General features: G+C 65.4%; 11 protein-coding genes. 7 read left to right on the top strand and 4 right to left on the bottom strand.

Features of this window, described 5'->3' with window-relative positions:
• Positions 1 to 119: 119 nt before the first annotated feature.
• Together AmiPiv_RS18180 and AmiPiv_RS18175 are read left to right on the top strand one after the other, a co-directional pair.
• Positions 120 to 986: a LysR family transcriptional regulator gene (locus tag AmiPiv_RS18180; RefSeq protein WP_340038903.1), complete on the top strand. Its 867-nt coding sequence runs from the start codon at positions 120 to 122 to the stop codon at positions 984 to 986.
• An 85-nt stretch (positions 987 to 1,071) separates the two neighbouring features.
• Positions 1,072 to 1,467 carry a RidA family protein gene (locus AmiPiv_RS18175; RefSeq protein ID WP_340038902.1) on the top strand — a complete coding sequence of 132 codons (396 nt, stop codon included), beginning with the start codon at positions 1,072 to 1,074 and terminating at the stop codon, positions 1,465 to 1,467.
• A 1-nt stretch (position 1,468) separates the two neighbouring features.
• Here the strand turns inward: AmiPiv_RS18175 and AmiPiv_RS18170 are convergent, their stop codons facing one another.
• Complete coding sequence (locus tag AmiPiv_RS18170; RefSeq protein WP_340038901.1) at positions 1,469 to 2,179, bottom strand: nitroreductase; 711 nt, start codon at positions 2,177 to 2,179, stop codon at positions 1,469 to 1,471.
• A gap of 234 nt (positions 2,180 to 2,413) precedes the next feature.
• Here AmiPiv_RS18170 and AmiPiv_RS18165 point away from each other — a divergent pair, with 234 nt between their 5' ends.
• The 5 genes from AmiPiv_RS18165 to AmiPiv_RS18145 are packed head-to-tail and all read left to right on the top strand — an operon-like array spanning position 2,414 to position 9,720.
• Positions 2,414 to 2,956 (top strand): helix-turn-helix domain-containing protein, encoded by a 543-nt coding sequence (locus AmiPiv_RS18165; protein WP_340039081.1) that lies wholly within the window; start codon positions 2,414 to 2,416, stop codon positions 2,954 to 2,956.
• A 21-nt stretch (positions 2,957 to 2,977) separates the two neighbouring features.
• Positions 2,978 to 5,431, top strand: coding sequence for a GcvT family protein (locus tag AmiPiv_RS18160; RefSeq protein WP_340038900.1), 2,454 nt, complete (start codon positions 2,978 to 2,980; stop codon positions 5,429 to 5,431).
• On the top strand, positions 5,431 to 6,096 hold the full coding sequence (locus AmiPiv_RS18155) for an HAD family hydrolase (RefSeq protein ID WP_340038899.1): 666 nt from the start codon (positions 5,431 to 5,433) through the stop codon (positions 6,094 to 6,096). Before AmiPiv_RS18160 ends, AmiPiv_RS18155 begins: the two co-directional genes overlap by 1 nt.
• 1 nt (position 6,097) lies before the next feature.
• On the top strand, positions 6,098 to 7,279 hold the full coding sequence (locus AmiPiv_RS18150; RefSeq protein WP_340038898.1) for a pyridoxal phosphate-dependent aminotransferase: 1,182 nt from the start codon (positions 6,098 to 6,100) through the stop codon (positions 7,277 to 7,279).
• A complete protein-coding gene (locus AmiPiv_RS18145) occupies positions 7,276 to 9,720 on the top strand; it encodes a GcvT family protein (RefSeq protein WP_340038897.1) in 2,445 nt (814 codons plus the stop codon). The genes AmiPiv_RS18150 and AmiPiv_RS18145 overlap by 4 nt, the downstream gene beginning before the upstream one ends.
• A 1-nt stretch (position 9,721) precedes the next feature.
• Here the strand turns inward: AmiPiv_RS18145 and AmiPiv_RS18140 are convergent, their stop codons facing one another.
• From AmiPiv_RS18140 to AmiPiv_RS18130, 3 genes are read right to left on the bottom strand one after another with little or no spacing between them, the layout of a single operon-like run.
• Positions 9,722 to 10,309 carry an NAD(P)H-dependent oxidoreductase gene (locus AmiPiv_RS18140; protein WP_340038896.1) on the bottom strand — a complete coding sequence of 196 codons (588 nt, stop codon included), beginning with the start codon at positions 10,307 to 10,309 and terminating at the stop codon, positions 9,722 to 9,724.
• The gene (locus tag AmiPiv_RS18135) at positions 10,309 to 10,890 is read right to left on the bottom strand and encodes an NAD(P)H-dependent oxidoreductase (protein ID WP_340038895.1); all 582 of its coding nucleotides are present in this window, start codon (positions 10,888 to 10,890) and stop codon (positions 10,309 to 10,311) included. Before AmiPiv_RS18135 ends, AmiPiv_RS18140 begins: the two co-directional genes overlap by 1 nt.
• A gap of 8 nt (positions 10,891 to 10,898) precedes the next feature.
• A complete protein-coding gene (locus AmiPiv_RS18130) occupies positions 10,899 to 12,296 on the bottom strand; it encodes an FAD-binding oxidoreductase (RefSeq protein WP_340038894.1) in 1,398 nt (465 codons plus the stop codon).
• Positions 12,297 to 12,298: the final 2 nt, after the last annotated feature.

The following is a 12,298-nucleotide window of genomic DNA, read 5'->3' as shown; positions in this document are numbered from 1 at the left end:
AGTGTCTCCGTATCTACTCCCCGGAGATATATCATCCGCCACACTTATGGAAATTCACAGTTCTTACCGATAACATGCACCGGATGAATAGCCTGTCCGGCATCGACCTCAATCTGCTCGTGGTCCTCGAGGCGCTCCTGGCCGAGCGGCATGTTTCGCGCGCCGCCATTCGCCTCAACCGGAGCCAACCCGCGGTCAGCCACGCGCTTGCGCGCCTGCGCCACCTCCTCGACGACCCGCTGCTGGTCAGACATGGCGGCGGCTTGCAGCCAACGGCGCGCGCCATGGAGATCGCGCCACTGCTTGCCGACGCACTCGATCGCATGCGCCGCCTCCTCGTGCCCGCCGGCTTCGATCCGGCGACCGAGAGGCGCACCTTCCGCCTCGCCATGTCGGACTACGGTGCGACCGTGATCCTCCCCCGCCTCCTGCCGGCGTTGCGGACGCAGGCACCCGGCATCAATCTCGAGATCAGCCAGTCGAGCCGCGAGGCGATGACGGTACAGGTGATGGATGGCGAGATCGACCTGGCCTTCGGCGTCTTTCCCACACTCGAAAGGTCGATGCGGGCATTGCGGCTGTTCGACGAGCGATACGCTTGTCTTGCCGATGATGCCTCGTTGGGTGGCGCAGTAAGCATGGATCTCGCCGCCTACCTTGCGCGTCCGCACGCCCTCGTGGCCCTGCGCGCCGATGTCGAAAGCGAGGTCGATTCCGCGCTTGCGGCTATTGGCCATAAGCGCCGTGTCGCGCTGCTTCTGCCGCACTGGGGCGCAGCAGCCGGCCTCATTGCCGGCACCGATCTCGTGCTGACCGTGGCGCGGCGTATCCTGCCGCCATCGGTCGAGGCCAATGGCCTTACGGTCTTCGAACCGCCTTTCGCCATTCCGGTCTTCGGCTTTGAGCAGATCTGGCACAGGCGCCGCGACAGCGACGCCGCGCACCAGTGGCTGCGGGAGACCATCTTGAGCCTTTGCGGGGACTGACGCCGTCGATTCCTTGCCGGGCGCCTGCCCCCGGCTAGCGAGCCAAGCGTATTGCGGGCAATATGCAGCCATTGAGGGGGCGACCATGGAATTCATCAATTCGGCGCAAGCCAAGGCGCTCGGGCTGCCGTTCAGCCAGGCGGTGCGGGTCGGCGACGTGCTCTATCTTTCCGGCGCACTGGGCAACCGCCCCGGCACGCTGGAACTCGTTCCCGGCGGCATGGAGGCCGAGGCGCGGCAGACGATGGAGAACATCAAGGCGGTGCTCGCGGAGAACGGCTTGGGCATGGCCGACATCTTCAAATGCACGGTCATGCTGGCCGACATGGCCAAGTGGCCCGAGTTCAACAAGGTCTATGTCGGCTACTTTGCGCCGGACCGCCTGCCGGCGCGCTCGGCATTCGGCGCCAATGGCCTGGCGCTGGGCGCTCAGGTCGAGCTGGAATGCTGCGCTTACATCGGAAAGCGAGCCGGCGCCTGACCTATTTCAGGAACTGAACCCAGTCATCGAGCGGCGCGCGGTCTGTCCGGAAAGTGCTTTCCGGCTTGCTCGTGTCCTCGTGCCCAAGCGCCATGCCGCAGACGACGACTTCCTCGTCGGGAATGCCGAGCACCGGCCGTATCTGCCGGTGATAGGGCGCGAATGCCGCCTGCGGACAAGTGTGCAGCCCCCTCGCCCGCGCCGCGATCATGATGTTCTGCAGGAACATGCCGTAGTCGATCCAGGAGCCCTGGTTCAGCCTGCGATCGATGGTGAAGATCATGCCGACAGGCGCATCGAAGAAGAGAAAATTGCGGTCATGCTGGGCGCGCATCCGGTCGACGTCCCGGCGGCCAATGCCGAGCACGCCGTAGAGGCCGAAGCCGTTGGCGCGGCGACGGCCGAGATAGGGCTCGAAGAACTGGTCGGGATAATATTTGTACTCGTCCCAGACGGCCTTCTCGGCGCGTACGCCGGAATTGAGGATGGCATCGCTGATGCCGCGCAGCGTCTCGCCGGAGGTCACATAGACCTTCCACGGCTGCATGTTGGTGCCCGAGGGCGCACGCGCCGCGACATCGAGGATGTCGCGGATCACCGCCTCGTCCACTGGCGTGGGCAGGAAGGCGCGCACGGACCGTCGCGAGACGATCGCCTCGTCGACGATCGCCGTCTCGTCACTGTCCTGCGGTCTGTTCTCCGGTGCCAGCATCGGCGGTCCCCATGGCATCGCTGCGCGGAGGCCCCTCCAACCGTCCGTGCGCCAGCCTTTGCACCGTAGGCCGGAGTCCCGCAAGCGAAACTTGCCGGGCCATGAAAATTCCCTTGAGAATTTCACAGAACTGGCCTCATATGAAATTCTGATCAGAATTTTCATGCAAGGCAGCCGGTCTTGGCCCTCACATCGAATGCCCCAGTGTCCGCCAACATCGAGGTCTCAGGCGACCTGCTCGCCGCCGATTTGCGTGCGCTGCGCAAGTCCCGCGGGCTGACGCTGGCCGAAATCGCTCTCAAGCTCGGCCGCTCCGTCGGCTGGGTCAGCCAGGTCGAGCGCGGACTGTCGACTCCATCCATCGGCGATCTCAGGGCCTTCGCCGAGCTGTTCGGCGTGCCGATCAGCCTGTTCTTCGCCCATGAGGCGCCGCTGGAGGCCGAGCGTGGCGTCGTCGTCCGCTCGGGCAGGCGCCGGACGCTGGGAACGAGCGATTCGGGACTGGTGGAAGAACTCCTGTCGCCCGACCTCGGCGGTAGCTTCGAAATGCTCCGCTCGATCTTCGCGCCGGGAGCCGGGATGGCCAATCCGGTGACGCGGCCCACCGAGGAGGCTGGCTACGTCGTCTCCGGTCGTTTCGACATCGAGATCGACGGCACCTGGCACAGCCTTGGCGAAGGCGACAGCTTCCGCTTCGACCACAAGCCGTTCCGCTGGCGGAACCCGGGTTCGGTGCCCTCGGTGGTCATCTGGGTCGTGGCGCCGCCGGTATATTGATCGCGTTATTGGGAGGACAACATGGCTGAGTTGCCGAGCACGGCGCGGGTGGTGATCATCGGCGGAGGAGCGGTTGGCGTCTCATCGCTCTATCACCTCGCCAAGGCGGGCTGGACCGACTGCGTGCTCCTCGAAAAGAACGAGCTGACCTCGGGCTCGACCTGGCATGCCGCCGGCAACGTGCCGACCTTCTCGTCGTCCTGGTCGCTGATGAACATGCAGCGCTATTCGACCGAGCTCTATCGCGGGCTGGCGGCCGAGGTCGACTACCCGATGAACTATCACGTCACCGGCTCGATCCGGCTGGCCCACACGAAAGAGCGCATGCAGGAGTTCCAGCGCGCCAAGGGCATGGGCCGTTATCAGGGCATGGACATCGACGTCATCGGCCTCGACGAGATCATGCGCCGCTATCCGTTCATCGAGACACATGACCTCAAGGGCGCGCTCTACGATCCCAACGACGGCGACATCGACCCGGCCCAACTCACCCAGGCGCTCGCCAAGGGCGCGCGCGACATGGGCGCCAGGATCATCCGCTTCTGCCCGGTGAGTTCAGTTCGCCGCGACAAGGACGAATGGATCGTTGCGACCGAACAGGGCGAAATCCGCTGCGAAAAGGTGGTCAATGCCGCGGGCTACCGCGCCGCCGAAGTCGGAAAGCTGTTCGGCCGCGACGTGCCGATGACGGTGATGAGCCACCAGTACATCCTGTTCGACGAGATCCCGGAACTCGCCGCCTGGTCACGCGAGGCCGGCCAGAAGCTGCCGCTGCTGCGCGACGTCGACACCTCCTACTATCTCCGCCAGGAGAAGAACGGCATGAACCTCGGCCCTTATGAGCGCAACTGCCGCGCCCATTGGGCAACGCCCGACGACCAGATGCCTGCCGACTTCTCGTTCCAGCTCTATCCCGACGATCTGGAACGGCTGGAATGGTATCTCGACGACGCCGTCCGCCGCGTGCCGATCCTCGGCACAGCCGGCCTGTCCAAGGTCATCAACGGCCCGATCCCCTATGCGCCCGACGGCAACCCGCTGATCGGTCCCATGCCGGGCGTGCCCAACGCCTTCGAGGCCTGCGTCTTCACCTTCGGCATCGCCCAGGCGGGTGGAGCCGGCAAGGTGCTGGCCGAATGGGTGACCCGGGGCGAGACCGAATGGGACATGTGGTCCTGCGACCCGCGCCGCTTCTCGTCCTTTGCTTCGGCTCCCGACTACGCGGTCGCCAAGGGCATGGAGGTCTACGGCCACGAATACGCCATCCATTTTCCGAGGCACGCCTGGCCGGCGGCGCGCAACCGAAAGCTCTCGCCCATCCACGACCGGATCGCAGCCCTCGGCGCCCAGTTCAACGCCTACAACGGCTGGGAGCGCGCCACCTGGTACGCCAAACCGGACGACGACACCTCCGAAGAATCCACCCAGACCTTCGCCCGTTCCGGTCCTTGGGAGAAACGCATCCGAGAGGAGTGCCTCGTCGTGCGCGATGCCGCAGGCATACTCGACCTGCCCGGCTTCAGCCGCTTCAATCTCGACGGCCCGGGTGCGGCCGCATGGCTGGAGACGCAGGTCACCGGCACCGTGCCGAAGGTCGGCCGCATCGGCCTGTGCTACTTCGCTGACGATCACGGTCGCATCGTCACCGAGATGTCGGTGGTCCGCCATTCCGAAGACCTGATGACGCTGATCACGGCAGCCGTCGCGCAGTGGCACGATTTCGAATGGCTGAAGTCGCACATGCCCGCCGATGCGACCTTCAAGCTCATAGACCGCACCGAGGAATACTCGACCCAGATCCTCGCCGGGCCCAACTCGCGGAAGATCCTGGTCGAGGTCTGCGAGGCCAACCTATCGGCACCGTGGCTGACACATCAGGAAACCACCATCGCCGGACGCTGGGCCAAGCTGGTGCGCGTCTCCTTCGCCGGCGAGCTCGGCTGGGAAATCCACACCAAGGTGGCCGACACCGCTACCGTCTTCGACACCGTCTGGGCGGCCGGCCAGAGGCATGGCCTGAAACCCTTCGGCATGTTCGCGCTCGACGCGCTCCGACTGGAGAAGGGTTACCGCGCCTGGAAGGGCGACCTCTCGACCGACTACACCGTCCTGCAGGGCGTGCTCGAACGTTTCGTCAAATGGGACAAGCCAGCGTTCCGCGGCAAGGCAGCCCTGCTCAACGAAAAGCAGCAGGGCGTGAAAAAGCGCTTCGTCACGCTGGTGATCGACAGTCCTGGCGAGTGCGACGCGCCCTACATGTCGACGCTCTGGCACAATGGCCAGATTGTCGGTGAGACCACGTCAGGAGGCTGGGGCCATAGGGTGGACAAATCGATTGCGCTGGGCATGCTGCGGGCCGATCTGGCCGTGCCGGGCGTTACCATCGAAGTCGAGATTTTCGGGGAGCGCTTCAGCGCCACGGTCCAAGAGGACAAGCCCTTGTGGGATCCCGAAAACGAAAGGCTACGCTCATAATGTCCCTTCCCTTCCCCGATCGCGCCTTCGGCGCCTTCATGTTCGACATGGACGGCACCATCCTGAGCTCGATCGCCGCCGCCGAACGTGTCTGGTCCGCCTGGGCGATCCGGCACGGCCTCGACGTGGAGACCTTCCTGCCGACCATCCATGGCGTTCGCGCAGTCGAGACGATCCGCAACCTGAACCTGCCCGGCGTCGACGTGATGGCCGAGGTCGAGTTCCTGACGCAGGCCGAGTTCGACGACGTCGAGGGCGTGGTGTCCATCGAGGGCGCCGCCGCATTCCTCAACGCCCTGCCGCCCGAGCGCTGGGCGATCGTCACCTCCTCGCCGCGCCGGCTTGCCATCCGCAGGCTGGAAGCCGCCGGCCTGCCGGTGCCGCAACTGATGATCACGGGTGAGGACGTCGCCAACGGCAAGCCCGCCCCCGATTGCTTCCTGCTCGGCGCCCAGCGCCTCGGCCAGAAGCCGCAGGATTGCCTGGTCTTCGAGGATGCGCCGGCCGGCATCCAGGCCGCCGAAGCCGCGGGCGCCCGAGTGGTGGTCGTCACCGCCACGCACGACCACGCCGGCGACACGCCTCATCCGACGATCGCCGAATACAGGTCGCTGACCACGCGCCTGAACACTGCCGGCCTGCTGACACTGGCGGTGGGAGCCTGACATGCCGAAACCATCCTCCCGCATCTCCGGCATCGTCCCTTCCGGCAAGGACGGCTGGGAAGTGCATTTCGCCGCCATGACGCGCAAGCAGGCCGGCGAAGACATCATCATGCTGTCGGTCGGCGACCACGACTTCGACACGCCGTCCGAAACGGTCGAGGCCTGCGTGGAAGCGGTGCGTTCCGGCTTCCACCACTACACGCAGCTGCCCGGCCTGCCGCGCCTGCGCGCCGCCATGGCCAAGGTCTCGGCCCGCTGCACCGGCGTCGACACCGCGCTCGCCGAGATCATCGCCACGCCGGGCGGCCAGGCCTCGCTCTACGCCGCCGTGCAGGCGACGCACGATCCGGGCGACCACGCAGTGGTCGTGGCCCCCTACTACGCAACCTATCCCGGCACCTTCCGCGCCGCAGGCGCCACCTACACGGTGGTCGAGGCCCATGCCGCCGACGGCTTCCAGCCGCGCACCGAAGAGATCGAAAAGGCGCTGAAGCCCAACACGCGCTCGATCCTGATCAACACGCCCAACAATCCGACGGGTGCGATCTACTCGCGCAAATGCCTGGAAAACATCGCCGAGCTCTGCATCCGCCGCGATCTTTGGCTTTTGTCCGACGAGGTCTACTGGACACTCGGCGACGGCGAGCATGTGTCGCCGCGCGCCCTGCCCGGCATGGCCGCGCGCACGCTGGTCATCAATTCGATGTCCAAGAGCCACGGCATGACCGGCTGGCGCATCGGCTGGCTCACCGCGCCCGCCGATCTCGTGTCGCTGATCATCAACCTCAACCTCGTCACCACCTACGGCCTGACCGATTTCGTCAGCCGCGCGGCGATCGAGGCTCTGGAAAACGACTTCGGCGTCGAGTGGATCGCCAAGACCTATGCCGACCGGCGCACCCACTTCCTCGACGCCATGCGCGGCCTCAACAACGTCACCGTGCGCGGCTCGGAGGGCGGCATGTATGTGATGCTCGACATCAGCGCCATCGAGCCCGACTGCGAGAAGTTCGCCTGGGACCTGCTCGAGCGCGAGAAGGTCGCCGTCATGCCGGGCAAGAGCTTCGGTGACGCCGCCGCCGGTCACATCCGCATCAGCCTGTGCCAGCCCGACGAGGTGCTCAGGGAGGCCGCCGGCCGGCTCAGGCACTTCGCCAACAGCTACGAGAGGTCTGCCGCATGACCGAAATCCCCGCCCGTGCCCGCGCCGTCATCATCGGCGGCGGCGTGTCCGGCTGCTCCGTCGCCTATCATCTGGCGAAGCTCGGCTGGACCGACATCGTGCTTCTGGAGCGCAAGCAGCTCACGTCAGGCACGACATGGCACGCGGCGGGGTTGATCGGGCAACTGCGCGCCTCGCAGAACATGACGCGGCTGGCGAAATACTCGGCCGACCTCTACGTCAAGCTCGAGGCCGAGACCGGCGTCGCCACCGGCATGCGCCAGGTCGGCTCCATCACCGTGGCGCTGACCGAGGAGCGCAAGCACGAGATCTATCGCCAGGCCTCGCTCGCGCGCGCCTTCAATGTCGATGTGCGCGAGATTTCGCCCAGCGAAGTCAAGGAGATGTACCCGCATCTCAATGTTTCAGACGTGGTCGGCGCGGTGCATTTGCCGCTCGACGGCCAGTGCGACCCGGCCAACATCGCGATGGCCTTGGCCAAGGGCGCCCGCCAGCGCGGCGCCAGGATCGTCGAGAACGTCAAGGTCACCAAGGTCCACACCCAAAACGGCCGCGTCTCCGGCGTATCGTGGGCGCAAGGCGGCGAACAGGGCACCATCGAGACCGACATCGTCGTCAACTGCGCCGGCATGTGGGCGCGCGAGCTTGGCGCCCGGAACGGCGTCACCATCCCGCTACATGCGTGTGAGCATTTCTACCTCGTCACCGAGGCGATCAAGGGTCTCGGGCGCCTGCCCGTCCTGCGCGTGCCCGACGAGTGCGCCTACTACAAGGAAGATGCCGGCAAGATGATGCTCGGCGCATTCGAGCCGGTCGCCAAACCCTGGGGCATGGACGGCATCCGCGAGGACTTCTGCTTCGACCAGCTGCCCGAGGACATGGACCACTTCGCGCCGATCCTCGAAATGGGCGTGAACCGCATGCCGATGCTGGAAACCGCCGGCATCCATACCTTCTTCAACGGCCCGGAAAGCTTCACCCCCGACGACCGCTACTATCTCGGCGAAGCGCCGGAACTCGGCGGCTACTGGGTCGCCGCCGGCTACAACTCCATCGGCATCGTCTCCTCGGGTGGCGCCGGCATGGCGCTGGCGCAGTGGATCCACGATGGCGAGGCGCCCTTCGACCTCTGGGAGGTCGACATCCGCCGCGCCCAGCCGTTCCAGAAGAACCGCAGCTACCTGAAAGAGCGCGTATCCGAGACGCTCGGCCTGCTCTACGCCGACCATTTCCCCTATCGCCAGATGGCGAGCGCGCGGAACGTCAGGCGTTCACCTCTCCACGAGCATCTCAAGGCGCGCGGCGCCGTGTTCGGCGAAGTCGCCGGCTGGGAGCGCGCCAACTGGTTTGCCCGCGAAGGCCAGGAGCGCGAATACAGATACTCGTGGAAGCGGCAGAACTGGTTCGACAACCAGCGCGAGGAGCATCTGGCGGTCCGCAATGGCGTCGGCCTGTTCGACATGACCTCCTTCGGCAAGATCCGCATCGAGGGTCGCGATTCCCTTGCCTATCTCCAGCGCCTCTGCGCCAACGACATGGACGTCGAGCCGGGCAGGATCGTCTACACGCAGATGCTCAACCAGCGCGGCGGCATCGAGAGCGACCTGACCGTCACCCGCTTTTCGCCAACGGCCTTCCTGGCCGTCGTGCCCGGCGTGACGCTTCAGCGAGACCTCGCCTGGTTCCGCAAGCATCTTAGCGGCGAGTTCGTCGTCATCACCGACGTCACGGCGTCCGAGAGCGTGCTCTGCCTAATGGGACCGAAGTCGCGCGAGCTGATCCAGAAGGTCAGCCCCAACGATTTTTCTAATGACAAGAATCCGTTCGGCACCTGGCAGGAGATCGAGATCGGCATGGGCCTCGCCCGCGCGCATCGCGTCACCTATGTCGGCGAACTTGGCTGGGAGCTTTATGTCCCGACCGATCAGGCGGCCCACGTCTTCGAGGCGATAGAGGACGCAGGCCGCGATCTCGGCTTGAAGCTCTGCGGCCTGCACACGCTCGATTCCTGCCGGATCGAGAAGGCATTCCGCCATTTCGGCCACGACATCACTGACGAGGACCATGTGCTGGAAGCCGGCCTCGGCTTTGCGGTGAAGTCAGGCAAGGGCGATTTCATCGGCCGCGACGCGGTGCTACGCAAGCGTGACGCCGGGCTCGGTCGTCGGCTGGTCCAGTTCCGCCTGACGAAGCCCGAACCGCTGCTGTTCCACAATGAGGCCATCGTCCGCGACGGCAAGATCGTCGGCACGATCACGAGCGGAAACTACGGCCACCATCTCGGCGGCGCCATCGGCCTCGGCTATGTGCCTTGCACCAACGAGACCGAAGCCGACGTGCTCGGCTCGCACTACGAGATCGAGATCGCCGGCGAGCGTTTCGCCGCCGAGGCCTCGCTCAAACCGATGTACGACCCCAGAGCCGAGCGCGTGCGGATGTAGATCAGAAGGCCGTGAGCTTCCGCTTCACGTGGTCGAGGAAGGCGCCGCGCGATTCCGGCGTCGAGCTGTCCATCAGGTAATGCGCCATGAAAAGCGTACGGCAGCGCCTTGCGCACAGGGCCCTGATGCCGCGCAGGATCGTCTTCCGGCCGGGATGGCCGACCAGATGCGACCATAGGCGCGGCGCACCGCAGGTCGTCACGACCGCGATCTTGGAGATGTTGGTCATCAAGGGCCTGATCGCCCCCTTGCCCTTGGGCAGTTCGAAGGCCACGTCGGTCGCCCAGACGCGATCGAGCCAGCCCTTGAGCATGGCCGGCAGTCCGTACCACCAGGTCGGGTAGATGAAGACGATTTCCTCCGCCCACTTGATGTGGTCGATATGGGCCTGCAGGGTCGGATCGATCGGGGCGCGGTCGTTGTAGAACCGCCGCTCGTCGCAGCGCATCACCGGATCGAAGTTCTCGGCATAGAGGTCGAGCAGCCGCGCCTCGCACCCCTTGGCCCTGATCGCCTCCAGCGCGGTCTCGCAGACCGCGGCGCAGAAACTGTCGGGCACCGGATGGCAATAGACGATCAGCACCCGCATCAGAACCGGCCCATCCTCTCGGCCACCCTGAGCATGAAGGCCTTGCGCGTACTGTCGGTCGAGAGATTCAGTGAGTACTGCGCCAGGTAGGCTACCGGCGCGCCCGGACGGACGTTGGCGCGCAGGACCCGCCCGACGAGCTTGCGCGGCGGATCGCCCATCAGCATGGCGCGCAACCGGCTGCCGCCATAGGTCGCGACCGCCACGACCTTGCGGATGTTGTGCAGCATCGGCACCACCTTGCCGTCGACCAGCCTGAACGACACCCCTGGCAAGAACACGCGATCGAAGAACCCCTTCAACATGGCCGGATAGCCATAGTTCCAGACCGGGAAGCACAGCACCAGCCCTTCGGCGCGGCGCAGGCGCCGAACGTAGGATGCCATCGCATCGTCGTCCGACCTCGCCTCATGGTAGCCGAGCCGCTCGGCCCGCGTCAGCCGCGGGTCGAAATCCTCGGCATAGAGATCGCAGTCGTCCACGTCGTGCCCGGCGGCCATGAGCCGCTGCACGATGAGCCGGTGAAGCTCCGCATTGAAGCTCGTTTCGACGGGATGGGCATAGAGCACGAGGATCTTCATCGCGCAGTTCAGCTTGCCTTCTGCAAGCCCTTGAAGAGAAAAGTCTTGCCGCTTCGGTAATCGTAGTTCGGGTTTTCCCAGGCGATCATCTTTCCGGGATTGAGCAGCCCGCTCGGGTCGGCCTCGCGCTTGAAAGCGAGCTGGACGTCGTCGGTCTGCTTCATGCCGCCCTCCTCCAGCGTGAAACGATGCGGGTTGAAGATGGGGCAGCCATTGTCCTCGTGCAGACGGATGATCTCGTCGAGCCGTTCCTCCGTGGTGAACTTCACCAGTGGCAGGCCAAAACAGGTGATATTGCCGTCGAAGCGGACGAATTCGAGGTGCGAGAAGACCTCGCCGGGGAACATCGCGTCCATCTTCTCCACCAGCGCCAGCTGGTTGGGGAATGGATAGAGCGACTGCAGATAGGTGATCGACGGATCGACCCGCAGGGCCCGGAGCGTCGTGTGGTTCCAGGCCAGTTCATAGGCCGGCGGCAGGCCCTTGGTGTCCTCGGCGGTCGCCGCGTTGAACAACACGTCGCCGCCCTCGCGGCGGGTGAAGGCGAGGAACGCATCGAGCGAATGCGGCGCCACCATGACCACGCAGATGCTCTGGTCCTCGCGCAGGAAGCGCTGATGGCGCTTGAAATAGGCGAAGGGCACCGGCGCTGCGATCGGCGTGACCAGCTTGGTAAGGATCCCGTCCTGGCAGGCCAGCGCATTGCCGTAACGGGCGGCGGCCATGAAGCTGTCGAACCCGACGATCACGTCCACCCAGTCGTAGGAAGCGGTCAGCGGCATCTCGACCTCGGTGATGATGCCGTTGGTGCCGTAGGCGTGGGTGACCTTGTGCAGCGCCTCGCCGGTCAGTTCGAGGACCTTCGGCTCCGTCTCCATCGTCACGACGCGCAGCCTGATCACGTTGCCGAAATCGCGCAGGCCGCCGAAATTGATCGAGCCGACACCGCCCGAGCCGCCGGCGATGAAGCCGCCGATGGAGGCGGTGTTGTAGGTCGAGGGGTGAAGCCTGAGCTCCTGGCCGGAATGGGCGCGTGTGGCGCGGTCGATGTCTGCCAGCACTGCCCCCGGCCCGCTGACGACCCGGCCAGGGGAGATCGCCGTCACCTGGTTCATCTCGGCAAGGCTGAGCACGACACCGCCCGAAAGCGGCATCGCCTGGCCGTAATTGCCCGTGCCCGTGCCGCGCGGGGTGACCGGCACGCCATGCCTGTGGCAGGCCGCAAGCGTGCGGATGACCTCGGCCTCGTTCTTCGGCGAAACGATCAGGTCGCCGGTGACATGGTCGAGCTGGCGCTTCAGCACCGGGCTGTACCAGTAGAAGTCGCGACTCTTCTGCTGCACGATCTTCTCGTTGTCCTCGATCCTGAGCCCGTCGAGATCGCGCTTAAGCCCGGCAAGGTCCATCG

Origin of the sequence: Aminobacter sp. Piv2-1, assembly GCF_037625995.1 — a bacterium.
Classification (GTDB): domain Bacteria; phylum Pseudomonadota; class Alphaproteobacteria; order Rhizobiales; family Rhizobiaceae; genus Aminobacter.
Note: the sequence above shows the minus strand (reverse complement) of the source record. Positions and strands in the feature narration are given on the sequence as shown.

Coding starts and splice junctions, on each gene's coding strand:
- AmiPiv_RS18175 (WP_340038902.1), top strand. CDS start 1,072: ATGGAATTCATCAATTCGGCGCAAGCCAAGGCGCTCGGGCTGCCGTTC.
- AmiPiv_RS18170 (WP_340038901.1), bottom strand. CDS start 2,179: ATGCTGGCACCGGAGAACAGACCGCAGGACAGTGACGAGACGGCGATC.
- AmiPiv_RS18160 (WP_340038900.1), top strand. CDS start 2,978: ATGGCTGAGTTGCCGAGCACGGCGCGGGTGGTGATCATCGGCGGAGGA.
- AmiPiv_RS18155 (WP_340038899.1), top strand. CDS start 5,431: ATGTCCCTTCCCTTCCCCGATCGCGCCTTCGGCGCCTTCATGTTCGAC.
- AmiPiv_RS18150 (WP_340038898.1), top strand. CDS start 6,098: ATGCCGAAACCATCCTCCCGCATCTCCGGCATCGTCCCTTCCGGCAAG.
- AmiPiv_RS18145 (WP_340038897.1), top strand. CDS start 7,276: ATGACCGAAATCCCCGCCCGTGCCCGCGCCGTCATCATCGGCGGCGGC.
- AmiPiv_RS18140 (WP_340038896.1), bottom strand. CDS start 10,309: ATGCGGGTGCTGATCGTCTATTGCCATCCGGTGCCCGACAGTTTCTGC.
- AmiPiv_RS18135 (WP_340038895.1), bottom strand. CDS start 10,890: ATGAAGATCCTCGTGCTCTATGCCCATCCCGTCGAAACGAGCTTCAAT.
- AmiPiv_RS18130 (WP_340038894.1), bottom strand. CDS start 12,296: ATGGACCTTGCCGGGCTTAAGCGCGATCTCGACGGGCTCAGGATCGAG.